Origin of the sequence: Paucilactobacillus vaccinostercus DSM 20634 (genome assembly GCF_001436295.1) — a bacterium.
Taxonomy (GTDB): Bacteria; Bacillota; Bacilli; order Lactobacillales; family Lactobacillaceae; genus Paucilactobacillus; species Paucilactobacillus vaccinostercus.
Genome location: NZ_AYYY01000005.1, coordinates 131,775 through 157,636 on the forward strand (window position 1 = coordinate 131,775; position 25,862 = coordinate 157,636).

Annotated in this window: 25 protein-coding genes and 1 pseudogene; 14 read left to right on the plus strand and 12 right to left on the minus strand. The window is 40.1% G+C overall.

Annotated elements, in window-relative coordinates; all coding sequences use genetic code 11:
• Positions 1-7: 7 nt before the first annotated feature.
• From FC26_RS01345 to FC26_RS01375, 7 genes are all read left to right on the plus strand, one after another.
• The gene (locus FC26_RS01345; protein WP_057777241.1) at positions 8-937 is read left to right on the plus strand and encodes a manganese-dependent inorganic pyrophosphatase; all 930 of its coding nucleotides are present in this window, start codon (positions 8-10) and stop codon (positions 935-937) included.
• 88 nt (positions 938-1,025) lie between these two features.
• Positions 1,026-1,544, plus strand: a complete 519-nt coding sequence (msrA, locus tag FC26_RS01350; protein WP_057777242.1) for a peptide-methionine (S)-S-oxide reductase MsrA — start codon at positions 1,026-1,028, stop codon at positions 1,542-1,544.
• Between the two features lie 134 nt (positions 1,545-1,678).
• A complete protein-coding gene (locus FC26_RS01355) occupies positions 1,679-2,530 on the plus strand; it encodes a sulfite exporter TauE/SafE family protein (RefSeq protein ID WP_057777243.1) in 852 nt (283 codons plus the stop codon).
• Positions 2,530-2,916, plus strand: a complete 387-nt coding sequence (locus tag FC26_RS01360; protein ID WP_057777244.1) for a DUF1634 domain-containing protein — start codon at positions 2,530-2,532, stop codon at positions 2,914-2,916. The genes FC26_RS01355 and FC26_RS01360 overlap by 1 nt, the downstream gene beginning before the upstream one ends.
• A gap of 68 nt (positions 2,917-2,984) precedes the next feature.
• A complete protein-coding gene (locus FC26_RS01365) occupies positions 2,985-3,827 on the plus strand; it encodes an aldo/keto reductase (protein ID WP_057777245.1) in 843 nt (280 codons plus the stop codon).
• Between the two features lie 127 nt (positions 3,828-3,954).
• Complete coding sequence (locus FC26_RS01370) at positions 3,955-4,380, plus strand: MerR family transcriptional regulator (protein WP_057777246.1); 426 nt, start codon at positions 3,955-3,957, stop codon at positions 4,378-4,380.
• The gene (locus tag FC26_RS01375; protein ID WP_083483707.1) at positions 4,316-4,837 is read left to right on the plus strand and encodes a flavodoxin family protein; all 522 of its coding nucleotides are present in this window, start codon (positions 4,316-4,318) and stop codon (positions 4,835-4,837) included. The genes FC26_RS01370 and FC26_RS01375 overlap by 65 nt, the downstream gene beginning before the upstream one ends.
• A gap of 67 nt (positions 4,838-4,904) precedes the next feature.
• On the opposite strand, the gene FC26_RS01380 is transcribed toward FC26_RS01375, so the two are convergent.
• From FC26_RS01380 to FC26_RS01395, 4 genes are read right to left on the minus strand one after another with little or no spacing between them, the layout of a single operon-like run.
• Positions 4,905-6,884 (minus strand): hypothetical protein, encoded by a 1,980-nt coding sequence (locus FC26_RS01380; protein WP_057777248.1) that lies wholly within the window; start codon positions 6,882-6,884, stop codon positions 4,905-4,907.
• 6 nt (positions 6,885-6,890) lie between these two features.
• Entirely contained in the window at positions 6,891-7,835 is a 945-nt protein-coding gene (locus tag FC26_RS01385) for a glycosyltransferase family 2 protein (RefSeq protein WP_057777249.1), read from the minus strand.
• Entirely contained in the window at positions 7,836-8,498 is a 663-nt protein-coding gene (locus tag FC26_RS01390) for a phosphatase PAP2 family protein (RefSeq protein WP_057777250.1), read from the minus strand.
• The gene (locus FC26_RS01395; RefSeq protein ID WP_057777251.1) at positions 8,485-9,144 is read right to left on the minus strand and encodes a VTT domain-containing protein; all 660 of its coding nucleotides are present in this window, start codon (positions 9,142-9,144) and stop codon (positions 8,485-8,487) included. The genes FC26_RS01390 and FC26_RS01395 overlap by 14 nt, the downstream gene beginning before the upstream one ends.
• A 424-nt stretch (positions 9,145-9,568) precedes the next feature.
• Here FC26_RS01395 and FC26_RS01400 point away from each other — a divergent pair, with 424 nt between their 5' ends.
• The 3 genes and pseudogenes from FC26_RS01400 (at position 9,569) to FC26_RS01410 (ending at position 12,407) form a co-directional block, all read left to right on the plus strand.
• Entirely contained in the window at positions 9,569-10,063 is a 495-nt protein-coding gene (locus tag FC26_RS01400; protein ID WP_057777252.1) for a hypothetical protein, read from the plus strand.
• Positions 10,064-10,175: 112 nt separating this feature from the next.
• Positions 10,176-10,833, plus strand: a pseudogene (locus FC26_RS01405) (NAD(P)H-binding protein).
• A 224-nt stretch (positions 10,834-11,057) separates the two neighbouring features.
• On the plus strand, positions 11,058-12,407 hold the full coding sequence (locus FC26_RS01410) for an MFS transporter (protein ID WP_057777253.1): 1,350 nt from the start codon (positions 11,058-11,060) through the stop codon (positions 12,405-12,407).
• Between the two features lie 97 nt (positions 12,408-12,504).
• Here FC26_RS01410 and FC26_RS01415 read toward each other — a convergent pair whose 3' ends face one another.
• Positions 12,505-13,542 carry a zinc-dependent alcohol dehydrogenase family protein gene (locus tag FC26_RS01415; RefSeq protein WP_057777254.1) on the minus strand — a complete coding sequence of 346 codons (1,038 nt, stop codon included), beginning with the start codon at positions 13,540-13,542 and terminating at the stop codon, positions 12,505-12,507.
• Positions 13,543-13,708: 166 nt separating this feature from the next.
• Between FC26_RS01415 and FC26_RS13170 the strand changes: the two genes are divergently transcribed.
• On the plus strand, positions 13,709-13,912 hold the full coding sequence (locus FC26_RS13170; RefSeq protein ID WP_202813364.1) for an NAD(P)H-binding protein: 204 nt from the start codon (positions 13,709-13,711) through the stop codon (positions 13,910-13,912).
• 375 nt (positions 13,913-14,287) lie between these two features.
• On the opposite strand, the gene FC26_RS01425 is transcribed toward FC26_RS13170, so the two are convergent.
• A complete protein-coding gene (locus FC26_RS01425; RefSeq protein ID WP_157061000.1) occupies positions 14,288-14,503 on the minus strand; it encodes a hypothetical protein in 216 nt (71 codons plus the stop codon).
• 259 nt (positions 14,504-14,762) lie between these two features.
• Positions 14,763-15,806 (minus strand): lipocalin family protein, encoded by a 1,044-nt coding sequence (locus FC26_RS01430; RefSeq protein WP_057777257.1) that lies wholly within the window; start codon positions 15,804-15,806, stop codon positions 14,763-14,765.
• 95 nt (positions 15,807-15,901) lie between these two features.
• Here FC26_RS01430 and FC26_RS01435 point away from each other — a divergent pair, with 95 nt between their 5' ends.
• Entirely contained in the window at positions 15,902-16,456 is a 555-nt protein-coding gene (locus FC26_RS01435) for a TetR/AcrR family transcriptional regulator (protein WP_057777258.1), read from the plus strand.
• Positions 16,457-16,542: 86 nt separating this feature from the next.
• Here the strand turns inward: FC26_RS01435 and FC26_RS12655 are convergent, their stop codons facing one another.
• Positions 16,543-16,722, minus strand: coding sequence for an MMPL family transporter (locus FC26_RS12655; RefSeq protein WP_338045546.1), 180 nt, complete (start codon positions 16,720-16,722; stop codon positions 16,543-16,545).
• A 27-nt stretch (positions 16,723-16,749) separates the two neighbouring features.
• On the minus strand, positions 16,750-17,808 hold the full coding sequence (xerS, locus tag FC26_RS01440) for a tyrosine recombinase XerS (protein ID WP_057777259.1): 1,059 nt from the start codon (positions 17,806-17,808) through the stop codon (positions 16,750-16,752).
• An 820-nt stretch (positions 17,809-18,628) separates the two neighbouring features.
• Here xerS and FC26_RS01445 point away from each other — a divergent pair.
• Positions 18,629-19,858 (plus strand): DUF2075 domain-containing protein, encoded by a 1,230-nt coding sequence (locus FC26_RS01445; RefSeq protein ID WP_057777353.1) that lies wholly within the window; start codon positions 18,629-18,631, stop codon positions 19,856-19,858.
• Positions 19,859-19,955: 97 nt separating this feature from the next.
• Here the strand turns inward: FC26_RS01445 and FC26_RS01450 are convergent, their stop codons facing one another.
• Together FC26_RS01450 and FC26_RS01455 are read right to left on the minus strand one after the other, a co-directional pair.
• On the minus strand, positions 19,956-20,825 hold the full coding sequence (locus FC26_RS01450) for a DegV family protein (protein ID WP_057777260.1): 870 nt from the start codon (positions 20,823-20,825) through the stop codon (positions 19,956-19,958).
• Between the two features lie 129 nt (positions 20,826-20,954).
• A complete protein-coding gene (locus FC26_RS01455) occupies positions 20,955-21,377 on the minus strand; it encodes a MarR family winged helix-turn-helix transcriptional regulator (RefSeq protein WP_057777261.1) in 423 nt (140 codons plus the stop codon).
• A 154-nt stretch (positions 21,378-21,531) separates the two neighbouring features.
• On the opposite strand from FC26_RS01455, the gene FC26_RS01460 reads away from it, so the two are divergent.
• The gene (locus FC26_RS01460) at positions 21,532-23,238 is read left to right on the plus strand and encodes an NFACT RNA binding domain-containing protein (protein ID WP_057777262.1); all 1,707 of its coding nucleotides are present in this window, start codon (positions 21,532-21,534) and stop codon (positions 23,236-23,238) included.
• 63 nt (positions 23,239-23,301) lie between these two features.
• Here FC26_RS01460 and FC26_RS01465 read toward each other — a convergent pair whose 3' ends face one another.
• On the minus strand, positions 23,302-25,860 hold the full coding sequence (locus tag FC26_RS01465; RefSeq protein ID WP_057777263.1) for a carbamoyl phosphate synthase preATP-grasp domain-containing protein: 2,559 nt from the start codon (positions 25,858-25,860) through the stop codon (positions 23,302-23,304).
• Positions 25,861-25,862: the final 2 nt, after the last annotated feature.

Below are 25,862 nucleotides of genomic sequence, written 5' to 3' on the forward strand. Positions count from 1 at the left end.
CTATCCAATGAGTAAAGAGTTAGTTTTTGGTCACCAAAATCCAGATACGGATGCCATTGTAGCGGCAAAGGCATTTTCATATCTCCAAAATAAATTAGGTTATGATACTGAGGCAGTTGCCTTGGGCGAACCAAATGCTGAAACACAATTTGCTTTGAAGCACTTTAATGAACCAGCACCACGGGTGATTGAACAAGCCGGTAACGAAGTTGATGCTGTTATGCTGGTTGATCACAATGAACCACAACAAAGCGTGAGCGATCTTGCTGATTTAACCGTGACACACGTTGTCGATCATCACAGAATTGCCAACTTTAATACAGCCCAACCACTTTGGTATACTGCACGGCCAGTTGGTTGTTCAAGTACCATTATTTTGGACTTGTTCAAGGAAAATGGAATTGATATTCCGGCTAACTTAGCGGGCCTCATGTTATCAGCTATTATTTCGGATACGCTGTTACTCAAGTCACCAACGACTACACCAGCTGACGAAAAAGCAGTTAAAGAATTAGCTCAAATTGCAGACGTCGACTATGAGACTTATGGTTTAGAGATGCTAAAAGCAGGTACTGATTTGGCAAGTAAGTCTGATCTTGAACTTGTTGATGGTGATGCTAAGTCATTCGAACTAGGTGGCAAGCAAGTTCGTGTCGGACAAGTAAATACTGTTGATTTAGATGATGTCTTTTCACGTCAAGATGCACTTGAAACCGTAATGAAGGATGAAAATGATGCTAAGGGTTATGATATTTTCTTACTTTTAGCAACAAACATTCTTAACAGCAATTCTGAATTACTGGTTGTTGGCGAACCAAAGGATAAAGTAGAAGCTGCATTTGGTAAGAAGCTTAATGATCAAAATCGGATGAGTCTTCCTGGGGTGGTATCTCGTAAGAAACAAGTTGTACCACCATTAACGGATGCTTTTGCATAAATTTAATGAATGCTTTATGGCAGTCCGACAGTTGTTGGACTGCCATTTTGATTTACCCATTCCATCATAGAAAAGGGAGGCCTTTAAAATGGCTTACGAAACAGCAATTTTTGCGGGTGGTTGCTTTTGGTGTATGGTTCAACCATTTGATACACAGCCTGGAATAGTGAGTGTTAGATCTGGGTATACTGGTGGTCACACAGTTAATCCAACCTATGAACAGGTTAAGAGTCATACTACTGGTCATACAGAGGCTGTTAAAATCACGTTTGATCCCGCTATTATTTCGTACGAACAATTAGTGGAAATATACTGGCACCAAACGGATCCGACTGATGCGATGGGCCAATTTCAAGATCGTGGGGATAATTATCGACCAGTGATTTTCGTAAACAGTGATGAGCAACGGCGAATTGCGACAGCCTCACGGCAAAAATTAATTGATAGTGCCTTGTTTGCAGAGCCCATTGTGACCCAAATTGAAGATGCAAAGCCGTTCTACGAAGCAGAGGACTACCATCAAGATTTCTATAAGAAAGATCCGAAACGTCATGAAGCCGAAGAAAATGGTGGCCGAAATCAATTTATTCAACGGCATTGGCAATAATTAGAGTTAAGATTAAACAAATAATAAGGATGCGGATCGTCGTATCCTTATTTGTTTTATTGTCCTTTTGAAGATTTGCAAGTACAATGGGAGAGGCGTAAAGAAAGGGAAAAATAGAGAAGGAAGGTCTTATTTTGCTTGAAACCGCACTGTTACTGTTATTGGTAGGGGTCTTTGCTGGGACGGCAGGATCGTTGCTTGGAATTGGTGGTGGGATGATCGTAATTCCTATCATCACTGTTGGAATGGGATTACCGATTAAGTATGCGATCGGGGCAAGTGTCATCGCTGTGATTGCGACAAGCTCAGGGGCAACTATTGCGTACTTGCGTGATGAACTATTAAATTTGAGAGTTGCAATGTTCCTAGAGATTGCAACGACGGTGGGCGCAATTACCGGAGCGGTCCTAGTCGGATTAATCCATGCGGTTTGGCTAGAGGCATTGTTTGGGTGCTTCTTGCTATACTCGTGCTACAACATGATTAAAAAATTATGGGGAAAGAAAAAGTTAGATACCGATCAAGACGTTGTTCCTGATCACTTGTCCCAACGCTTACGACTTGGCGGATCATACTATGACAAATTAACAATGAAACAAGTCGATTATCAAGTTACTAATGTTCCCGGTGGCTTTGCAATGATGTATGGTGCTGGCTTAGCCAGTGGCCTCCTCGGAATTGGTAGCGGGGTATTTAAAGTAATTGCGATGGACACGATCATGAAAATGCCACTCAAGCCTTCCAGTGCAACAAGTAATTTGATGATGGGTGTTACTGCAGCGGCCAGCGCGACAGTTTACTTTTTCGAAGGTGCTATACGTCCTGAAATTGCTGCTCCCATTGCCCTTGGAATTTTGATTGGTGCTGCGATTGGAACCCGAATTATGCAACGAATTCAACCACGAATTTTGCGAATTATATTCGTACCAATTCTGTTTTACATGGGAATTCAGATGCTAATTAAGGGCATTGGAGGGACCTTTTAATGACTGAAAATAAACAAGAATTAGATTTAAAAGATGAAATTCACAATGCTGAGCGATTAATCGGAAAGGTCATGCAAATTGGCGTGTTTCTGGCAGCCGGGGTAATGTTGATTGGTGTTTTAATGTTTCTCGTTAGTGGTCATTCGGGATATTCTGGTACGTATCATCCGTACCAATTCCAGACAATTTTGGCCGGACTTGCGGGTTTAAAACCCTATGCCATCATTATGACGGGACTTTTTCTGCTGATTTTAACACCGGTTTTGCGGGTCGTGGTGTCAATCTACGCCTTTTATGTTGCACGTGATCGCTTGTACGTGTGGATTACAACCATCGTGCTAATAATATTATTGATTGCGATGGTGATTGGAATGTATGGCATTTAAATGTGTGCTATAGTGTTTGTAAGGGCTTTTATTAAATACAATAATTCGTAACTTGGAGGTCTATGATAATGCAGACAAATGTACCGCAAATAACGCTTAGTGATGGTAATCAAGTGCCACAAGTCGGTTTTGGAACCTACTTACTGAATGGGTATACTGGTGTCAATGCAATGACGAGTGCGTTAAATAAAGGATATCGATTTTTAGATTCGGCTTTTAACTATGACAATGAAGGTGCTGTTGGTGAAGCTGTTAGACGTAGTGCGGTTCCGCGTGATGAAATTACGGTCTTATCTAAGTTACCCGGGCGTTTTCATGAATATCACCAAGCTATTCAGGCGATTCAAGAATCGGTTTTACGGACTGGATTAGATTACATTGATTTGTATCTGATTCATTGGCCAAATCCACAACAGGGCCTGTATGTTGAGGCATGGCAAGCCTTAATTGATGCGCAACGTTTTGGATTAGTGCGTTCGATCGGGGTTTCTAACTTTTTACCAGAGCACTTGGAAAAGTTAGAAAAGGAGACCGGAGTACTACCTGTCGCGAACGAAATTGAAGTCCAGCCCTATTTTAATAATCAAGCGCAACGGGACTATAATGATCAGCACAATATTGCAACAATCGATTGGAGCCCCATTGGTCGAGCAAATGAAATGCTGAAGGATGAAACGATTGGTAAAATTGCACAAGCACATCAACGTAGTATCCCGCAAGTTATCTTACGGTGGGAAATTCAGCTTGGTACTATTACGATTCCTAAGGCCACTACGCCCAGTCGACAGGTTGAAAATCTCAGTTTATTTGATTTTGAATTAACTGCAGAAGAGATGGCCATTATTAGTTCATTGACAAGGCCAGATGGTAGAACATCGAACCAGGATCCTGCCGTCCATGAAGAATTTTAACGACAATAGGGTGAGTAGTCAGTTAGTTTATGCTAACTGGCTATTTTTTTAAAATTTAATGTTGCCTTCAAGTTACTGTAAGGTTGTAAGCTGGTGGTTGTGAGATTAAAGAAGGGAAGCCAACGATATGAATATTAAAGAAGCTAGTGAGCGGACCGGTGTATCGTCTGCAGCAATTCGCTATTATGAAAAGGAAGGGTTAATTCCTGTAATTGATCGAAGTTCGGTAGGTAATCGTGAAATTGATGAACGTATTATTCGTCGAATTACATTTGCCAAACAAATGCGAGATGCTGGTATGAGTATTGAAAATTTACGGCGATACATTCAGTTATTTGACGCACAAGAAGATAATACGAATGAACAAATCGCATTGTTGAAAGAGCAGTTAGCCGAGATGGAAGAGCGGCGAGATGACATTCAAGCGGCTATCGATCACTTGCACTACAAGTTAGATCATTTTAGTGATCACATGGTGGATACTGAAAATGAATTACGAGAAATTGAACGCCAGCATGCTGCTCAGGTTGAAAAAGAAGGTAAAGATGATTAGTGCACCCCAAACTTTAATAATTTATTATTCACGAACTGGAAATACGGCAAGTATTGCACGCCAAATTGCACAAATCATCGGCGCAGACGTGTTTGAATTAAACACCAAAGATGCTTTTCCAAAGGACATGTCCGCAACGGCTGATGTTGCGATTAAACAGTATCAATCTGGTCAATTACCGGAATTAGTTGAAACCCCCACGTTAAGCAGCTATCAACGGATCTTGATTGGTAGCCCCGTTTGGAATGGGAAACTGGCGACACCAATTGCGCGATATCTACAAGAGACGCAATTTTCTCAGCAACAAGTAGGTCTTTTTTGCTCATCAGTAGGACAAGCTGCAAATGTTACTACCAAGGGAATTAAAGGAACCACCAAAATACTACCGACGTTATTTCTAGTGGGAAGCGTAGTAACGGCTGACCAGGTTAATCAATGGCTAGTGAAAGACTGCTAAGCGGTTAGCACTTAAAAATATTGCATAACTAAAACAACCTCGTGATAATTTCACGAGGGTATTTTAGTTATGACTTGATACCTTTGACGACATAAATAAATGAACTATGCTGCTTAATTTGGTTATTCACTTTTAGCGGATATGGCGCAAGATGATAGTTTATGGTTTGGGTGATTTCAAGATTAGAATTATGATTTTGGCGACTAGTGACGATAATGGTGTATGTGCCAGCTGATAAGGACCTATTGACGCGGAAACGATGATTGGAAGAAATAAATGAATAACGACGACCGGTTTGACTATTCACCAACCGCGCATTAAAACTTTTGGCCGCGGGCATAAATAAAGCTATATTACTGGCTGGTTGTGTCAATCTAATTTTTTGTGAGACGGTTGTTCCCTTGTTGATTGTTTGCAACCGAGTATGATATTGCATGGAAAGCTCACTACTTTGGGTAGCAATAATGGGAGCATGGGGTGATAGAATCGAGTGATAGTTAATGACCACAAAGCCAATCGCACCAATACATACCGCCAGTAATGAGGACAGACATAGTCGCTGCCACCGACGGGACTGCAATGAGTGAACAACGGGGAGTTGGATTTGAGGAGTTTCTGATATGCAGATAAACAGGAGTAAGGGCAGCAAAACTTGCCCGTAGCGGCTCTCCGTTTCCCAAACCAAGACATGGAAGGCAACATAGCCCACACTGACGATTGTTGCCAAAATGGGAATTGATGGTTGTTGTCTGAATGACTTCTTAAGCAGCGTGACACATGCGAAAATACCGTTGAGATAAAGTAACGTAAAGGCGGTCCGCATGATGATGGCGCCAATGAGACTGGCCGGTTCTTGCCAAGAACGATACCATGCAGGGACTTCAATCAATCCTGCTGTATATGAGGTTTGAATATTTCCCACGTTGAGTAGAATCCAGAGTTTAGAAAACCAACGTGCAACAATGCCTATCGGCCCTAATTTCCGAAGCCGTTTGATTAAAGCTGCTTTTAGGTAGTTGCTGCGGGCAGTCTTATTTGGAAGCCGATTCATTCGCTGAACATCGCTACTGACGTAAGTGCCCTTGTGGTGCGGATTGTAACTCATCCAAATCCAATTCAGAGTTGGCATCGTGTATTGACTTTTTTGAGAATAGTGAATATCTGATTGAATTGTGCGAGCGGCTGGAAATACCGCCCCGATGCCGATAATCATAATCGTTAAGGGAATTATGATTATCCGAGCAGCCTTTTGGCTAGCCAAAAGTAATGCGAGTTCGAAAATACCGATCGCAACAACAATGACTATCAAGTTCGGTTTGATAAGCTGACCGATAAACATCATAATGAACAAAATCAAGCCAGCGATTATTTTTTGATAATGCGTTAGCCGAGCCCAACGTTCGAGAATAATAAATGTAATCAATAGAAAAAGTAAAATTGGCAAATCCGAATAAAAAACTTGAAGATAATACGTATATGCAAACGGTGAGATCAAAAAGAATAACATTAATAGAAGGCTGAACATACTATGGGCGGCCTTTTTGATGGCTATTAATAGTGTTAGCCCAATAAAGCTGTCTAGAAAAATGATGGACAGCAGATGAAGGGAAGTATTGGTGGTTAAATTGAGGACGTTGGTTAATTGCATCCATTTTGCTAGTAAGAACACTAGAGAAACATTGTTTGGATAACGCCAAAAGTAGGTGGAGGTAGACCAATTATATTGGTGATGGCTAATGAGCTCAGCTTGTGACAGGACCCGAAAAGGATCATGAAATATTGATGCGGGTAGAAAGTGAAGAACGAGTAGTTGAATAATGAAAATTAAACTCAGGTCAACAACTAGCCATTTTTTCAATAGACGTTGTGATAACTGAAGACGATTACGATAAAAATAATAGATTAGAATGATCGAGGTACTGAGTAAAATGACTAAGGCGCTAGTCGATGGATTATGAAGGTCAAACAAATTGGACATCATGCCAATGAATAAACTAAAAATCAGAATTAAGGGAAAAATTGAGAGCAGTTTTATTTGTTTACCCATCGTGAGTTAACCAAGTTTCTTTTCGATTGTAAATCGAGGCCGTTGCTTAACCTCGGTAGTTAATTTACCGATGTACTCACCAATGACACCGAGGCTGATCATTTGGAAGCCCCCAAGAATCCAAATCGAGATCATGAGTGATGACCAGCCGTGGACGGTCAGACCCAGCAACTTAGTGACAGTTGAGTAGACTAACGCGATAATTCCTAAAAAGCTAGCAAAGCAACCAAGTAGGAGGATGGCTCGAACTGGGGCTATTGAAAATGAAGTGAGGCCGTCCCATGCGAAGGCGAGCATCTTTTTGAGTGGATATTTGGATTCACCAGCCATTCGAGGCGTCCGTTTGTAGAAAACTTTATCAGTATTAAAGCCGATTAATGGAATGATGCCTCGAATAAAGAGATTTCGTTCTTGGTATTTTAGGAGAGTTAAGACGGCTCGCTGAGACATTAACCGAAAGTCAGCATGGTTTTGGACGAGTTTTACCCCTAACAGATTGAGGGTCTTATAAAAAATACCGGCCGAAGTGCGTTTAAACCAGGTATCCGTTTCACGATTATTTCGTACCCCATAGACGATATCGATGCCATTTAAATATTTGGCCACCATTTCAACCATTGAGTTTGGATCGTCTTGCAGATCGGCATCAATTGTAATGATGACGTCAGCAACCTTTGCAGCTTCGGTCAAGCCGGCAATCAGTGCATTTTGGTGACCAAAATTACGACTAAATTTTAGTCCATCCACACGGGCGTTTAGTTGGTGTTCGCGTTGGATAATGTTCCATGTTTCATCTTTTGAACCGTCGTCAACGATTAATAAATTTGATGCAGGATCGATGTTCTGAAGGTCAATAATGCGATTTTCAACTTCGAGTAACGTTTTAATTGAATCGGGTAATACTGCTTCTTCATTAAACGCAGGAACAACAATTGTTAATTTAGATAACATTTAGTTCACACCTTTCATTTTTAGCTTAGGGAAATGAGTTTGAAGTTTTAAAAAGTAAAAATACAGTAGGCGAGAAATTTCCCACCATGAGAGCGAAAGTAGGGTGCTTCCTAATACGTCAGATGGCCAGTGTGCACGTAAATAAATTCGTGAAAACGCAACGAATCCAAACCAAATGAGAGATAAAAGGGTGATGATGAGCTGGATTTCGGCATCCTTAACATAGGGGATTAAAACGAAGAGAATTGTCAGAACCAAGATAGCTGTGGTAAATGTATGTCCGCTTGGAAAACTAAATCCAGTGTCTTTAATGACTTGAAATTGTGGTCGAGCACGGTGAACCACATTTTTAATGACGTAGGCGAGGGCACTTCCCCCTAGTTGAACACAAATCACCCAGCAGGCGGTCAATCGTTCGTGACTGAGCCATAATCCACCGGCAACGATAAAGATTAATAAAATATTAATCATGGGACTACCAAAAAAAGCAATGCTACTGAAAATGGTGGTGGTTGGAGTTGTAATCATTGGCGTCGTGATATGCTGGATAGTGGCATCAAAGTTGACGAGAAGTGTTGACTTGGTCATTACCATCAGGGTCAGTACAATAAAACCAAGGGTTGCAAGAAGACCAGTGATAAACCAGACTTTATTTTTCCGCATCGATACGAACATCCTTTCTTTTGCGACTAAGCGTCATCAAAATGGCAGGTATTAATGAAATTACGATAATTGCGATCATGATAAGTTCGAAATGGGCTTTAACAATCGCAATATTCCCGAAGAAATAGCCAGCTAGTACTGCTAGATTGACCCATGCGACGGCTCCGAGTACGTTGAAAATGATGAATTTTCGATAATGCATTTTACTAATACCGGCTGTAAACGGGATAAAGGTTCGAATTATTGGAACAAAACGTCCCAGAAAGATCGCGCTACTTCCATGACGATCAAAAAACGCTTGTGCTTCGGCCATGTATTTTGGTTTAATCCATTTTTGCCAACGAGGACTAGATAAATAGTGTCCGAATCGGGCCCCAATTTCGAAGTTGATGGTATCACCCACAATTGCGGCAATTGATAATAGGACAATTAGCCAGATTGGATTAAGCGTATGTGTTGCCATTGCGGCAATGGAACCACATAGAAAAAGCAGTGAGTCACCTGGTAAAAATGGAAAAACGACTAGGCCCGTTTCAATAAATATAACGGCAAATAGGCCAATATAGACAAGGGCACCATATTTAGCAATCATCAGCGGGAGAAGATGGTCGATACTTAGGATGGAAGTTAAAATTATAGTTGTCATAAACAGGTCTCATTTCTTTCTTAATTTGTGGAAGTCCTTTTGACAAGACTTCTTGATTACGGAATCTAGGATATAAGAAATGGGGACTTGGAAAAAGTAGCCAAAAATAATAATCATCTGTGAAATTCTCATTGGAATAAAAACACTCTAGTAGCCAATTATAGGCTGCCAGAGTGTTTTGCTTTTATCATTAATAATGATTGAAAATGAAGGTCATGGATTATCTGTGGTGCAACAGTATGCTTTTTTATCCGACGAATAAAAGCGGGTGCTCGATTTATGGTTATGGTCAAATAATGGAGAAAATTTCTGTGAAATTCTCACCTTGGGTTTATTTTAACGCTCTTTTTACGGTTATCTAAATACCATATTCTATGTGATAAGTACGTCAAAGACTTAAACATATAATCAGATAGGTGATAACATGAATGAATTAAAAGAATGGAATGATAAAAAAATTCGCTTAAAGAGATATCGGGGGCTCCTGCTGGCACAAAGTATTGACTTGACTAACTTCCATGAAGAGGTAGACTCGACGCACTCGATTGGAGATGATCAGAAGTGCCAAATTTGTTGTCAGTACCGAAATTTAATGAAACGGATTAATGATGTTAAGCAGTTAATTCAAGCTACTGAACAGCAAACAGTGATAGTTAAGGCCAATCAAAGTGTACCCAAACGGCGTTACTATTATATTTGTGTAGATCACGAACGAACAATTTACGTTATTCGCGATAAGGGAATTCGAGATGCTGAAGGCTGGATTCCACTGGAAAAGCGTCGTGATATGAAAGCAACTCGAGTATCGCAAGCTCGAGCATTTCAAGTGTTACAAATTTTAGACCAAAAAAATCGAAAAGATCGGATCAATTTTTTACGACATGATAATTTTTACTTCGGTGTTGTCGATAAAGGATAGTGCTATGAGCTAAGTGATTTTAAAAAAGTTTTTTCAAAAGTAGTTACTAAGTCTTGCCTTCAAGTAACTTGAGGGGTGTAAGTTAAACTCGTAATCTATTATTTGGAGGATGATTGATATGAAAGTACTTATTATGGCGGCCAATGGTCAAATTGCACGGTTAATTGAGGAGCGGATTTTGTCAGAATCAAAATTTAGTCATATTGAATTAACGCTCTTTTTACGACAAGCTGACCGTTTGAGTCAGCTGCGTAATAACGCTCGAGTTACCTTTATTGAGGGAGATTTAAGTGATGAAAATGCAGTTAACAAGGCTGTTGCGGGACAAGATTTGATTTTTGTGGGTGTTGTCGATCACACACAAAATAATGTGTGGACAAAGAACATTATTAACGCAATGAAACGAAATCACGTTAGTCGCGTTGTTTTCACTAACATTTTGGGGATTTATAATGAAGTTCCGGGAGAATTTGGTCGCTGGAATGCACGTCAGGTTATGAATGGCTTGAATGCGGCGATTGAATCAGACCAGTTACTTGTTGATTCAGGGTTGCAATATACAACGTTGAGATTACCCTGGTTAAATGATCGCCATGAGATTAATTACGTGGTCACTCATCGGGCGGGAGCCCTATGTTGGCGTATCAGGTTCCCGTCGAAGTGTTGCCGATTTAGTGCTCCGAATTATCGCTAAACCAGTATTGGGAATCAACGATAGTTTGGGATTAGCAGATCCGTCAACACAGGGCGAGAATCGTCCGGTTTACTAATGAAACAGTTAAAACTTGTTAACTTGATAGATTTAAACGTGACTGGACGAACATTAAATGTTCGTCCAGTTTTGATATACCTGCAGTTTAGTCGAACATGTCAGAAACAAAATATCTTTTTTATGAGGAAAGTTGGCTGATTTTGCTTGCCTTGCAGTTACTGTAAGGGATTATTCTTATTTTCGTTGCTATTGATGAAGATTGTAGGAGGAATATATACAAGGATGAAACAGTCAAGATTTGGAATCGTGTTACCGATTATTTTAGTTAGTTATTTCATGATTTTATTGGATAACTCTATTGTTTTTACAAGTACTGTTAAAATTGCCCAGGATTTAAATATGGGACCGCAGGCACTTTCTTGGGTCACAAATGCCTATGTGCTTACTTTTGGTGGTTTACTAATGCTTGGTGGTCGTGCTGGAGACGTGTTCGGTCGCCGGCGGATATTTTTACTGGGACTGATAATTTTTAGCTTGGGCTCTCTGATGGTTGGATTATCTGTGAATGGGATCATGATGATCGCAATGCGTGCACTACAAGGAATTGGTTCTGCCGTTTTAGCTCCAACGACACTGGCACTATTGATGGATAGTTATCAAGGTACGATGAGAACGCGTGCTATCATCTACTACGGTGCTACTGGGGGCCTCGGTGCAAGTTTTGGCTTGGTCATTGGCGGCTTGATTGCAAGCTATACCTCGTGGCGGTGGGGATTTTTACTGAACGTCCCAATCGGGATCATCATGGTGATTCTAACCATCAAGTTTATTTCTGCTGGACGGCAGAAGAATCTAGGAAAGATTGATTGGCTTGGATCTCTGCTTTCTGTAATCGGAATTGTCTTATTAGTATTCGGAATTAATGGTGCTAGCCACCCGTTGATAACAGTAGTAATTGCCTTACTCTTTTTGAGTGTCTTTGTTTGGCAGGAGAAACATACTGAGCAACCAATTATGCCGCTGCGATTGTTTGTAGATCGTGAGCGAAGTAGTGCATATGTAGCACGTTTCTTTTTCTTATGCGCAATGATCTCGTATTTCTTCTTAACGCCGCAGGCAATGCAACATGTGTATCACTTTACACCGTTAATGGCCGCGATTGGATTTTTACCGGAAACTGTACCGCAATTTATTTTTGCAACATTAGTTTCAAGATTAAACGTACGATTTTCGAATGTACAAATTATGATGACTGGAACAATCATCACAACTTTGGGATTATTGATGGCATCAGTTGTTAAAATTCAAGGTGGTTATTTCTGGGCGATTGCTGTGCCAATGGTGATTATCGGAATCGGACAGGGATTTACATTGAGTCCGCTGACGGTATCTGGTGTAGCGAATACTGATCCAGAGATTGCAGGATCTGCATCAGGTGTGGTTAATACTGTGCATCAAATTGGAAGTTCATTTGGATTATCCGTGATTACATTGCTTACAACGGGTTTAGCAAGCCCAGTGATGACGTATGATCGATCAGTAGAACTTATGACAGGGTTCATGGTGTTATCGATGATTGCGGTTGTAAATATTATGATTGGTAAACGGGCTACGAAAGAAGCTGTTAATTAATCAGTACAATTTGTTTGTTGGCGGGAATGTTCTTATAAAAAAATAGTCTAAAACAGCCTAGTTCAATGTGAGAACTAGGCTGTTTTCAGTATCATGATTAATCATTGATAATCAGAAGGGATTTAATCGCTTGTCGTTGATCCATTGCATCGTAGGCTTGTTGCACGTCTGCCAAAGCAAAACGTTGAGTGAAGACGTGGCCTGGATGAATTTTGCCGTTTAAGACGGCATCAAGCAGGGTGTTACGATCGTAAGTCGTCACTGAGGCGATACCACCGCGTAACCCCACGTTGTTCCAGAACGGGGTAGCGTTAGCATTAGTGGCTTCCTGTGGGACGCCGACACGTCCGACGATGGCTCCTGGTCGTGCCACATGAATCGCGGTGTCAACAGATAGCGCGGTACCAACGCATTCGAGCACCGCATCAGCACCACCATCAGTCAGTTCGAGCACCTTTGCTACGGCATCGTCACCACGCTCTTCGATGATGTCAGTGGCACCAAATTCGCGCGCTAAAACTTGACGCTCGGCATGCCGGCTCATGGCGATAATACGTTTGGCGCCCATCAATTTTGCGGCAATAACACCGCACAGACCGACGGCACCGTCACCCATCACAACGACGGAATCACCAGGTTTAACTTCGGCACTAGCCGAGGCGTGGTAGCCAGTCGCCATAACATCGGATAGTGCCAGCAAGTCGTTGAGTTGTTCATCAGTGTAGTCATCAGGCTGGCCGGGGATTTTTACCAATGACCAGTTAGCCTCCGTATAGCGAACGTATTCGCCCTGAAAGCCACTGGATCCCTGTTCTTCGGCGTTCAAGCAGTTACCTTCGAAACCGGCACGGCAAGCTGCACAGTGTCCACAGCCGTGAGTAAATGGCAAAATGACAAAGTCGCCTGATTTGATACTGGTTACATCGGTACCGACGCTTTCTACGATACCGATGGCTTCATGGCCCACAACGGATCCGGCTTTGCGCTGGGAAAGCCCGCGGAACCACCAGAGGTCAGACCCACAAACACAAGCACGCAACACTTTAATAATCGCATCATTGGGCTTTTGAATCTGTGGTTTTGGTAGCTCTTGAATGATTACTTTTCCGGGTTCAACAAAAGTAGCAGTTTTCATATTAATAGGACTCCTTTTTTTAGTTGTACGATGTGAGTATAAAGCGTTGCAGTAACTGTAAGGCAAGCTATTTTACGAAAAAATGAAAAAAATCTTGCCTTGAAGTTACTGCAAGGGGTTAATATTCAGCATAGGCAAAAATTAGATGAGAGGAATGAATAAGCAAATGACAAATGTATTAATTATCGGTGCTACTGGATCGATAGGAAGTGTTACAAGAAAATATTTCCTTGAGAACACAGATGATCAATTAACGTTAATGTCTCGATATCCCCAAAAATTAGGTCAGTTAAATGAGTGTCGAGAGCATGCGATTGCAGGAAGCGTCATGGAACAGACGGATGTACGGCGATTATTATACGACATTTAAAACCTTCACTATGTGATGTTCAAGTTAAGTATACGATCACTGATCCCAAAGAAATTAATTTGGTCGACTACTATGGTTTAGCTTCAGATGAAGCAAAAAAATAATACGACGTTCGAGATATGCAACCATCTTATACTAGATATTTGGAGTCGACAAAGTTAGAAATTGCACGTAATGGTCAGACTGAAATAATTGATAGTTCAATGTTGTATGAAATTAATTTTTCCGGTAAAGAACTCTAATAGAGTCTGTAGTATTGATTACTGATGTTTATAAGCTTACCGACTAGTGGGGTTTAACATTTAGAAATACTGAAAAAAAGATCAGTTACGGTTACCAAATTTATGGTGACGTTACTGATCTTTTCTATTTGAACTAGAGATTGGCGTGTAGATTTTTTTTGCCGATATAGGGAAATTCATAGATCATTGGCCCAGATTCTTGGATGTTGTCGTAATCAGAGATGTGTAATTCTAATCTACCAGTGGCAAAGTATCGAATGTACGCAGGTTCTACATTGAACCGATCAAATAGCTGCTTTTGTTGCAGCGTGGTATCACCATACATACAGGTCAATGTAGTTGCATTCATCCTTTTCACCATGTGACGTAAGCAGCTTTATAGTCGATTGACCTGCAAATGCCACTGGTAATTGTATGGTAATGGGCGATACTACTTAATGGTATTTTAGTTCTCGCTTGTTAAATCGAGATTCAAGTTTCTACTTGATTTAGAGTTTGCAAGACTTGTTGATCATATATCAATGGATTTAGTAGAAAAGATGCCCAATGAATGCTGGAAGTTTTAGCTAATTGTGGATGGTAATCGCTTTTGAAAGGCCGAGTGCCGATCAGTTTAATTCAGGTTGAAAGTTGCCAACAAGCTCGACATAATTGAATCCAGTGACATGTTCACCCTTGAATGTCCCGTCAAAGGTACATGAGCCTTCGTACTTGTCTTGCTTAACCTTAGAAACGATTTCCTGTTTTTGTGTTCCTCGTACTTCAACGTTAAATTCGGAATCAATAGAGGGCATGCGGATTGTCCATTTTGTCGGGTAAACTTGACCAGTTTCTGTGCTGGTAAAGAATTTATCTGCATCTTCATTGAACGGGACAACGTCTACCACTGTATGAACACCGTCGGGTGATATGATGGTTGCCCAAGCATTTTCTTTGCCGTTATTCACGGTAACGTCCCAGACACTGATGCGATAACCATTGGACAAATTTAGGTTCATCCACTGCCATTGATGGTGATTTGCCAGTGCGTCTTTACTCAAATCGCCCCATTGACGATCGAGCCAAACGTCACCGCTGACTTGATATTTTTTCCCATCTAGTGTCAGAGTGCCGGTACTAGTCAAAGTAGGAACCGAAAATTGGTATGCTAACACTTCATCATTAAGAAAAGGAAAAGCACCAGTTGCGCAGTTAAACATAATCGGTCCTGCGAGCTGCATTTCCAGATCAATATGACCACGATTATCAGGAAGGTCAGTTCCAGCGAAAAATTTATTGCCTTCACGACGTAGGTATGAGATTGGACTCTTTAAGTTCAAGTCTGAAAATTCGTAACTAAATTGTGAAGGGCGTGTAAAGGCAGTTTCTTTTGCGATATACTCGTTATTAGTGAAATCGATCATTGATACAATGTTACCCATCAATGGATAGGGTGCTTTTTTCATGAGGGGGACTTTTTTGGGATTGATGAATCCCATGTGCAACATGATTCCAAATTCTCGACCATCATTGGCTTTGAGGTTGGCTGCAATAAACTGGCTTTCGGTATTAAAGCCAAGGTGCGCTCCAAAGTCTGATTCATGATTGATATAGGTTGGAATACCATTTACAGAACCTGGTTTAATTTGATACTTTACTTGATTGTTGGACATGATGAGTGCTCCTTTCAATTTCTATTAATGTATGATAACGTCGGATAAACCCGGTATCAAGCGTATTAAGACTTCTGGAACAAAGGAGCGCTATTATGTATCACATCAAAGACGACAAACGGATCAAGCAGTCTGCAGAACTGATTGGTAAAGGGGTTTTGGCTTGCCTGAAAAATAAAAGCTTAGATGATATTACGGTATCAGATATTCATAGATACTCGTCTGTTAGTCGAACGACATTCTATCGCCTATTTGATACGCCTTTAGACGTGCTTCAATATTTATGCGATCAAACGCAACAACAAGCTTTAGACCAGCTTCATGCCGTTAAAGACAAAAATCCGGAAAAACAACTGTTAAACTTGACGAGTGCGTGGCTAACTCATGCCACGCTGCTCAAGGCAATTGTTCAAAGTAATCATGTTGAGATGCTCAGATCCGCAATGGCAACTGGAATTGCAGATGTAGCATTTGATGAGGTTATTCGTGATGTCTCTAGATATCATGCGACGGAGTATAGTACTGCCGTAGTCTCTGCCATCATGATCGGTGTTGTTGAGGTCTGGGTTAATAACGGTCAAAAAGAAACTGCCTCTGAATTATTAGCTGGTGTTGGCGGAATTGTACAAGTATTTTCAGACTTATCGTAAAATCATTGCATAAAAAGCCCTCGCAATTTCTGCTTTGCGAGGGCTAGTATTGTTTTAAAGGATAATTTTTGGAGAAGAGTGCCTTATCATTTACGCTTACGGAATAGATAGATGACCGCTGGCATGATTGTTAAAGTCATTATCAGTGAGTAAGCGGTGTCTAGTACTGTGATCAACCCAAAGGATTGCAATATTGGAAAAGCACTGAACATCAACGTACAAAAGCCGCCGATGACAGTTAATCCGGAAACAGTAATTTCACTTATATACCATTGTTTCGCTTATTAGACCTATCAATCATCAGTTGTATTCAATGCAGCCCGCTGTTTGTCGGGATCTACGTGAGTGTACAGCGAAGTCGCTGAAGTCCCTTTTTGACCGAGCTGTTGGGCGACAATAACTTGATCTTTCGTGTTACTGTATATCTCCGATGCGACCGTGTGTCGTAGTTTATGTGGTGTCATTTTGCGACCGAAAGCCGTGGAATATTTACTAACTAACCGTTCAATTGAATTAGAAGCAATTCGATTAATGCTCCCGTGATACTCTGTTAAAAAGAATGCTAACTGATTCTTCTCTGGATGGTAAAGGGCTTCACGATGTTCAGCATAGGTTGTTAAATACGGAATGGCCCAGTCAGCGATGGGAACAGTATCTTTTTGGCCACCTTTGCGAATAACATCCAAGTAGCGATCATTTAAATTCAAATCTGCTAAATCAATATTTGCTGCCTCAGATACTCGAACCCCAGTTCCGAGCATAAGTGCGATCAAGGCGAGGTCTCGTTCTTTATTTTTTTTGAATGGACTGATGGCTTGCTTATTAATTTTACTAATGTAGGTATTATCGATAAAGTCTAAAAATTCAAATTTTTCATTGCCGGTGAGCATATGGGCTTTGATTGCATGAGCTCGATAACTTAAAGTTTGAGTATCGTTAACGGCACTGATTTTCAACATGACGTTTCGTTCGAAGTAGGGATTACCATTTAAGTCGTCAGCCGTAATTGTTAAAAACTTGTAGAGCGAGCGTAAGGCGTTGATTGTTCGGTTCACGGTAGTGGGAGAGAGATCATGCTTTTTTGAGGTCGTACTCGTATGCTGGATGTAATCCAAATACATCATAATATCGTTGCGCTTTAGGTGTTCAAGGTCAGTGGGGGCAATTTGTTCATTGGTAATTGCAGTGCTTAAATCACATGAACGTAGCCAATCAAAAAAACGGCGAAATTCAGTTAAGTACTGGTAAACAGTGGTAGTGGAAAGATTAGTTCCAATTTTGTATTCAGTAATAAAAGAAGGTAATTGTTTTAATTCCTGATTGATTAGATTTAAATAGCGATCTTTTTCCATTGCGTTAGGACCTCCTAGCTCCGTTAAGAATCATATGTTCATGATAACATAGTAGTGGTGCAGTAGTCATTAAAACAAAAATTTTAATGACAGGTAGATTGAAGCGGTTATCAAGTGAATTATCGTAGCCGATTACATGAATTGATTTGATTGGCTGTAATTTACCGTTAAAAGTTCATATTTATAGACAAAAATAGCTTTTTACGGCCAAATACCATGGTTTAGAGCTCTTTTATACAGAAATGAGTAAAATTTAAGCTAAAATCAGGGTTTTTGAGCTAAATTTAAAGTTTTTCAACGATTTTTCACGAAATCGATACAAAATTTAACACCAATAATATTGAGTTGCTTGAATTGAGTTGCTTGATGAGTTGTCATTAATTGCTTAATGGCGGTATGATTAGTTTGATAACAGTAATTGATTGATTTGGCGGTAAACTCTAATAAAGGCTATAGTATGGCATGCAGTGTATGGTTTTAGACCTTGGAATCAGCAAAGGCAGTTTGGCTGATATATGTGCGAAAGTTAAGTTGTAAACTCAACTTCATGGAGCCGATAATGAAATTCACGAAATAAAATATATGTTAACCAAGTTATGAAGTGAAGCCGGCAAAATATAGTTGAGTAAAACGATGATTAACTGACAAATTACCAGTATATCGGTTGATTCTAGATTTAAACTCTACTTTGTATAATATATATTATGTAAACTAGAAAATAAAAAAATGAATTCTAACCTATTTTTCAGTCTGCCCCACGGTCAATTACATGTTAGACATACTTGTTACCTGAAGGAAGGATATTTTGATTAAACAGACCATCACTAACACAGCTACCCGTAAGATTGGACTACATGTTGTATTATCTACGGAGCAGCGTGAATTAGTATTAAAGATTATGAATTTTACTCGAGATCGGCTTCAAAATAACCAGACTGGTGTATTTACCATCTTTGGTGATGCTGGGACCGGTAAAAGCGTGATTTTATCCCATCTATTCGCTAAGATCCAGTTGCTAGCACGGACTGATAACACCAGCGCTCTATACCGGACACAGAATTACTTTCTAGTTAACCATCCAGAGGTTTTAAAAGTATACAAGGCTATTGCTGGTAGTAACACTATTCTGTTAAAAAAGGATTATCAGCGGCCAACTACTTTTATTAATCAGCTGGATAAACACAATCAAGCGGCAGATATTGTACTGATTGATGAAGCCCATTTGTTACTATCAAAGTCAGATCATTATAATAACTTTTATTTTCATAATCAGTTACAAGAAATTATAAAACGTTCAAAAGTCGTTATCTTAGTTTTCGATCAAACACAAGTATTACGGATGAAAAGTTACTGGACAAATGAACGGTTAAATGCACTACTCACACCCTACCCTCATGAAAACTATGTACTGAAAAAACAGTTTCGGATGTCAGCAGGTCCAGAATTATTAGACTGGATTAATCAGCTAACGCTACGACGGACTGTGACAGAACTAACCCCTGAAATGTTAAATAACTACGATTTCAGAATTTATGATGACGCTGAAGAAATGAGGAAGGCAATTGTGATGCGTAACCAGCAAGTTGGCCTTTCACGTATTTTATCAACTTCCGGGTATCCTTCAACATTAGATGGTGGTAAGCATTATATCTGTGAAGGAAAATTTAAGATGCCCTGGGACCAATATAATTATACGGAAACTCCCTGGGCAGAAATTCCAGCCACCATCGATGAAGTGGGATCTATTTACACGTGCCAAGGATTCGATCTTAACTATGCAGGAATCATCATTGGACCACCTATTTATCTTAGAGACGCCAAGCACGGACGGTTAGATGTTGATCTCACGAAACATACTGATGTCGAAGCGTTTAAAAAACGCGATGATCTGACTGATCCCGCCATGATTGAATCAGTGGAGAAAAAAATGATTATGAATTCGTTGAATGTTTTGCTGAAGCGTGGTGTCTATGGAACCTATCTATACGTTCATGATCCGCAACTAAGAAGGCTCTTGCTGAAGCAATTTGAAAAGATTACCCAGAAATAAAAAAACTAGGAATAACATCAAATATACGCTTGATGCTGTTCCTAGTTTTATTCAATATAATAATAATTGCAATTACTTAAATATAGTTTTTTTGCTTTTAGTCAGCATCGATGTCTTTCATCCAGGCAATGGCTAGTGCCTTTTCTCCAAGATGAGTACCAATAACTGGTCCAAAATAACTGATTTCAAATGGGATGTTAGGATACTTTGCGCTCAATTTGTCGCGCCATTTAATGGCTGCTGGTTCGTCGTTAGCATGGATAACAATTGCTCTAATTGGGTAATCAGCCTCGACCACCGATTGGTCAAATATCTCCTCACAACGTGCCAGTGCTTTTTTGGTTGAGCGTACCTTCTCAAAAGCTTCGATTTCATGAGATGGTGTGTGCATGCTAAGCAAAGGTTTAATTTTCAATAGTGATCCGATGAAGGCCGACGCATTTGAAAGCCGACCGCCCCGAACTAGATTTTGTAGATCATCAACGATAAAGACGTTATTAATGGTCGTACGTAAGTCATCTAGCCTATTAATAATATCTTCGACTGAGTTGCCCTGCTTTGCCATTTGCGCGGCAGCAAGCACGAGGTACCCCATTAATTTAACGGTTACCTGCGAGTCGTATGGAATAACCTTAATGTTGGACGTTAGTTGGTCATTAATCTGGCGTAAACTGTTAACAAATCCGGAAATGGTACTTGATAAGTGAATACTGATGACAGCATCGTATCCGTCTTGTGCAAGACCATCGTACAAGGCAATCATTTCCCCAAGTGGCGGCTGTGAAGTGCTGGGAAATGAACTAGAATTACGAAGCTTGTCATAGAATTCACTAGTTGTGATATCGATACCTTCGCGGTAGCTTTGACCATCGATAATTACAGGAATTGGGACAACTTTAATTCCGTTCGCTGCCACTTCTTCGTTTGAAAGATAGGCAGTGCTGTCAGTAACAACAGCGATTTTCATTTATAATTCCTCCACTTATTTCATTTTAATTTAAAATACATCTCAACAATACTAGCATACATTTATTGATTAACCAACCAAATTGAAAGTCAGTTAAAGAAAATTAAATATTTCTTATTATCTAAATAACTACTGTTTGGATACACGGGCAATGCTTTTATCGAGACGGTTGAGCAAAATACGTAATAGATTATTTTCTTCGTCGGTCCAGCGGTCAAAAATACGAGTGCTTAAATCAGCGAATGCAGTATCAATTTCTATAATAGCTTTTTTCCCTGCTTGTGACATCGAATATACGAGTTGGCGTTTGTCTCGCCCGGTCGGTGTTTTTTGAAGCATTTCTTTTGTCACTAAATTTTTCAATTGACGGCTGAGAGTAGATGTATCTAATTTCGTTGCGTCGGATAGTTGTTCTTGTGTACGATAACCTGCTTCAATTTGGAGTAGTAATTGCCATTCTGCGATAGTTAATTTGGAACGCTTTGTAATGGCTAATAGCACACTTTTATAATTTTTTTCAATGTCTCGAAGTGCGATTAAACTATCTTTCATATTTTGTCTCACCATGTCCTTATAGTCATGTTTTTATATGATTGCATTATACAATATTAATATTGTATAATGCAATCATATTTAATTTTTGTACTATGAAGTAAAGACCGGTATACTAAAATGGATTGATTTTTTTAAGGAGGTACCAAGAACAATGGCCTTTGACGGATTTTTTACCCATGCAATTGTTCATGAATTAAATGAACTACTGGCAACTGGCAGAGTGGCCCGAATTCACCAACCCTACCCTGCCGAAATGATTTTGGTAGTACGTGCCCATCGCCATAATTATAATGTTTTGATCTCTGCTAATCCTACCTATCCGAGAATTCAGATTACAGATGTTCCGTTCAAGAACCCTCCAACGCCAACAAACTTCACAATGACAATGCGCAAGTTTCTGGAAGGTGCAATTATTAGTTCTGTGCAACAAATTGATAATGATCGAATTGTTCAAATTAATTTCACAACGCGTGACGAACTTGGCGATAACCAAGAACTAAAACTCGTGATTGAAATTATGGCTCGTCATAGTAACATTTCCCTAATTAGTGTTAAAACGGGTAAAATTATCGATACGATTAAGCATGTTGGTTCAGACCAAAATCGATATAGAACTTTACTACCAGGTGCCACGTTCATTATGGCGCCACAACAAGAAAAGTTAAATCCATTTATTGCAAATCAGGCTTATGCGCAATTGGCTCATAAAATTACGAATTTAGAGGAATTGGCCAAAGAGTTGCAACAAGCTTATCAAGGGATGGGTCGACAGACTGCGAAGGAGCTTGCTTACGAACTGTTAAATAGTGAGAACGCGCCAGAAGCCTATCAGCATTTTTTGAGACAATTTAATCAACCAACGCCTTCTCTGGTCGAGTATGTCAACGGAAAAGTTGATTTTACGGTATTTCCGCCTGCGGACAGTCAAACAATTGCTAATTTAACTAGCTATCAAACACTGTCTGAACTTCTTGACGCTTTTTATGCTAATAAATCGCAACGGGATCGTACTAAACAATTGGCAAGTGAGCTGATTCGAGTTGTACACAATGAACTAAAGAAAAATAAAAACAAGGTAAAGAAACTAAACCGAACCCTATCGGAAACAGAAAAAGCAGATGATTTTCGAATTCGTGGCGAAATTTTAACAACTTATTTACGAGACATCAAGCCACAGTCAACTGAAGTTACACTACTTAATTTTTATGACGAAAACAAACCACTAAAGATAAAACTGTCTAACCAGTTAACGCCTTCTCGAAATGCTCAAAAGTATTTTACTAAGTATCAAAAGCTTAAGAAAGCTGTTAGTCATGTGAATGAACAGTTGGCAATCACTAATCAAGAAATTGCCTATCTTGAAAATATTCAATCACAAATTGAGCTTGCCAATCCGGAAGATACTAAGGAAATTCGGCTTGAGTTACAACAGCAAGGATATTTGCGTGTCAAAAACACTCGGAATAAGAAGAAAGCACGGGTCCAAGTTAGCAAACCAGAAGCGTTTAAGTCGTCTGATGGTACTGAGATTTTAGTTGGGAAAAATAATCTGCAAAATGATCGTCTTTCCTTTAAAATCGCCAATAAGAACGATATCTGGTTGCACGTGAAGGATATTCCTGGATCGCACGTAATTATTAGGGATTCTGATCCTAGTGAACAGACCATTCAAGAAGCAGCGCAGTTAGCAGCCTATTATTCCAAAGGACGTGAGTCAGCCCACGTGCCAGTGGACTATTTACCGGCTAAATTATTAAGGAAACCAAATGGAAGTAAACCGGGATTTGTCATATTTGAGGGTCAAACGACTATTTATGTGACTCCTAATTTGGAAATCGTTCAGCAGCTGCAGAAATAGAGTGATATAAAAAAGGAGTTTTGACTACTATACTGTCAGAACTCCTTTTTGCTTTACATAGTTTTACGTAAATGAACCATCATGAAATTGAAATTGTCCATTAACATTTAATCGTTTTAACGCGTCTGTGACTCCTGTGCCTAGCGCCATTTCCGCACCTAAAACATTGGTAGATTGAATAGTTTCACCAAATAGATGTAGCGCCTGAAATGGAAATGTGGCGGCATACGCAGCAGTTTGGGGTGACGATGGCAGTGTTACTTGCTCGTTGAACTCATCGAAAACAAAAGTGTGATCAGATAACTGAATTGCGGCTTGGACTAGATCTACATGAAGTACTTTGGATAAAAAGGAAATTTCTGTTAGTGGAATGACCCTAGTTTGCTCGACTCGTAATCGGTTAGTTTTAACAAATAATGTTTGATAAATCCCCGGTTCTTTTTGTTGGGAAACGTGGTCCTCACCGTTAGAGTTAATTTCATTTTGATCATTTTCACTCAGCTGTGCTGGATAGACCATTGCCGTTGGTTCCCCAAAACCACTTGGACTCTGAATGAGATAAGAACTGATTCCCAGTGGATAAACTTTTTGACCATCGAACAGTGCATTATAACAAAATTCAGGTCCATTGGAGAGATGTGAGTGTAACCGACCGTTTTGCGGTAATTGTACAATTGGTAAGTTGTATTTCTCAAGTTCCGAACATAACCGCTGACGAATCTTAGGAATATAGATGACATCCGGTTTTTCAGCACGTGCAATCGCTAGAATGTCGGTAGTTTCAACCGGTTCAACATAAATTTTATCAGATAGAATTTGGTTCATTGATACGGCGCTAGGATTATTGTTAATGAGGATAGTTTCATAACCCTGTTTTTTTAGTGTCTGTAACATTGCGGCTGTATAGTATTCGGCTGCTCCAGCATTACCAAGCCGAAAGCCTCCTGCCCCGATTATCAGCGCTTTTTTATGATCGCTAGAAACTAATTCAGTTTCTTCTTCAAACGTCGAGTAAAAAATGGTTGTGTGCTGTTCAAATTCACCCGCAGAAGGATCGACTTCTTTATAGACCGGATAAATTTGTTGTTCGTCACGTAACTGGGTTACCTCGGCTTCTTCTACGTCCCATAGCTTGCCGATCATTCGATCGCTATAGCCATAGTACTTAGCTTTCCTGAGAGTGTCTATGTCCCGAGGGTTGGCTGCTACTTCACTATGAAGTTGTTGCACTTTTTTTAACTTGTAAAAATAATATGGATCGATTTTTGTTAGTTCTGCTAGTTCACTTGTAGAATATCCTCGGTGCAGTGCCTCAATTAACAGTACAATGCGATTTGCACGCGGATGAATTAACCGTTGAACAATCTCATCGTCGGAAAGTTGTGCGTTCTCTTCCATCCGAAAAGTATCGGAGTGAAAGTGAGCAGCGCGCATTGCCTTAATTAGTGCCTCTTCTGTACTTCTGCCAATTCCCATTGTGGAACCCGTTGATCTCATTTGCGTTCCTAATCGTTGATTGGAATCAGGTAAGATATCAAATGGCCAAATTGGAATTCGTGCGGCAATATGGTCCATACTGGGTTCTATGAGAGCACTACGGTAGCTATAGTTACTATCAAGGATGATTTCAGGAAGAACCTTGCCAGCCAAGAGTGATGCACAAACTTCTGCTAGTGGATATCCGGTTGCTTTTGCCGCGAATGATGTCATTCGGTCAAAGTATGGACTATTTTTGATCACGTAGAACTCACCAGTACTGGGGTTCAAAGCAAATTGTACATGATTGATGCCGACAATTCGGAGTTTACGTGTGATTGCTAAAGCTACGTCTCGAATGCGTTGATACTCACGGTCAAGAAGCGTTTGTGTTGGTATAAAGGCAATCGAATCTCCGGCATGAATCCCAATGGGATCAAAATCTTCGATCCCAGCAACCTGAAGCATTGTCCCCAACCGATCGCGTAAAACAACAACTTCGATTTCTTTATAACCGGCAATGCTTTGTTGGACCATCGCTTGGCCCACTCGTGATTGACCAAGTGCGATATTAATGGCATCTGCTAGTTCGTTAGTATCATGACACGTGCGGCGGGTCAAACTCCCCTGTGGAGCGACCGGCTTAACGATGACCGGAAATCCAGTACTTCGTGTGAGTTCTACGGCGGATTCAAAACTGTTGACAGATTGGGCCGTAATAATGGGCGCCTGCATTTGTTTCATTGTTTGATTTAGCAATACTGGATTATTTAATTGCCGGATGGTAGCTTCTGGAACCCCTAAAATTTTAATATGTTGTTCGTTTAAAATTCCTGTTTCTAGCAGTTCTTCCACAAGACGTAAACTATTGATGCCACCAAGATTTGGTAAGATTGCATCTGGATGATATTCATGAATCACAGATAGTAAATTTTTTATCGTCAGTGGCAAAATGCATGATTGATCAATCGCCTGCTTATTTCCGAGTGAAAAGGAAAATGGATTGTTATCAATCAAGATCGTTTGGTAGCCTTGCTGTTTTAAATGTGTGGCCACTTGAAAAATAGCAGAGTCGATTTCGGTTTCATGACTGATCTCATCTGCTCCGCCACCAATAATTAAAATTTTTGAGATTTGGTTATTCACTG

Bases quoted from the DNA above. Each gene is read 5' to 3' on its own strand.
- FC26_RS01395 (WP_057777251.1), bottom strand. From the start codon at position 9,144: ATGACAACTATAATTTTAACTTCCATCCTAAGTATCGACCATCTTCTC.
- FC26_RS01410 (WP_057777253.1), top strand. From the start codon at position 11,058: ATGAAACAGTCAAGATTTGGAATCGTGTTACCGATTATTTTAGTTAGT.
- FC26_RS01400 (WP_057777252.1), top strand. From the start codon at position 9,569: ATGAATGAATTAAAAGAATGGAATGATAAAAAAATTCGCTTAAAGAGA.
- FC26_RS01415 (WP_057777254.1), bottom strand. From the start codon at position 13,542: ATGAAAACTGCTACTTTTGTTGAACCCGGAAAAGTAATCATTCAAGAG.
- FC26_RS01425 (WP_157061000.1), bottom strand. From the start codon at position 14,503: ATGAATGCAACTACATTGACCTGTATGTATGGTGATACCACGCTGCAA.
- FC26_RS01390 (WP_057777250.1), bottom strand. From the start codon at position 8,498: ATGCGGAAAAATAAAGTCTGGTTTATCACTGGTCTTCTTGCAACCCTT.
- FC26_RS01380 (WP_057777248.1), bottom strand. From the start codon at position 6,884: ATGGGTAAACAAATAAAACTGCTCTCAATTTTTCCCTTAATTCTGATT.
- FC26_RS01370 (WP_057777246.1), top strand. From the start codon at position 3,955: ATGAATATTAAAGAAGCTAGTGAGCGGACCGGTGTATCGTCTGCAGCA.
- FC26_RS01430 (WP_057777257.1), bottom strand. From the start codon at position 15,806: ATGTCCAACAATCAAGTAAAGTATCAAATTAAACCAGGTTCTGTAAAT.
- xerS (WP_057777259.1), bottom strand. From the start codon at position 17,808: ATGGAAAAAGATCGCTATTTAAATCTAATCAATCAGGAATTAAAACAA.
- FC26_RS01385 (WP_057777249.1), bottom strand. From the start codon at position 7,835: ATGTTATCTAAATTAACAATTGTTGTTCCTGCGTTTAATGAAGAAGCA.
- FC26_RS01365 (WP_057777245.1), top strand. From the start codon at position 2,985: ATGCAGACAAATGTACCGCAAATAACGCTTAGTGATGGTAATCAAGTG.
- FC26_RS01455 (WP_057777261.1), bottom strand. From the start codon at position 21,377: ATGAAAGATAGTTTAATCGCACTTCGAGACATTGAAAAAAATTATAAA.
- FC26_RS01460 (WP_057777262.1), top strand. From the start codon at position 21,532: ATGGCCTTTGACGGATTTTTTACCCATGCAATTGTTCATGAATTAAAT.
- FC26_RS01360 (WP_057777244.1), top strand. From the start codon at position 2,530: ATGACTGAAAATAAACAAGAATTAGATTTAAAAGATGAAATTCACAAT.
- msrA (WP_057777242.1), top strand. From the start codon at position 1,026: ATGGCTTACGAAACAGCAATTTTTGCGGGTGGTTGCTTTTGGTGTATG.
- FC26_RS01450 (WP_057777260.1), bottom strand. From the start codon at position 20,825: ATGAAAATCGCTGTTGTTACTGACAGCACTGCCTATCTTTCAAACGAA.
- FC26_RS01345 (WP_057777241.1), top strand. From the start codon at position 8: ATGAGTAAAGAGTTAGTTTTTGGTCACCAAAATCCAGATACGGATGCC.
- FC26_RS13170 (WP_202813364.1), top strand. From the start codon at position 13,709: ATGACAAATGTATTAATTATCGGTGCTACTGGATCGATAGGAAGTGTT.
- FC26_RS01375 (WP_083483707.1), top strand. From the start codon at position 4,316: ATGAATTACGAGAAATTGAACGCCAGCATGCTGCTCAGGTTGAAAAAG.
- FC26_RS01435 (WP_057777258.1), top strand. From the start codon at position 15,902: ATGTATCACATCAAAGACGACAAACGGATCAAGCAGTCTGCAGAACTG.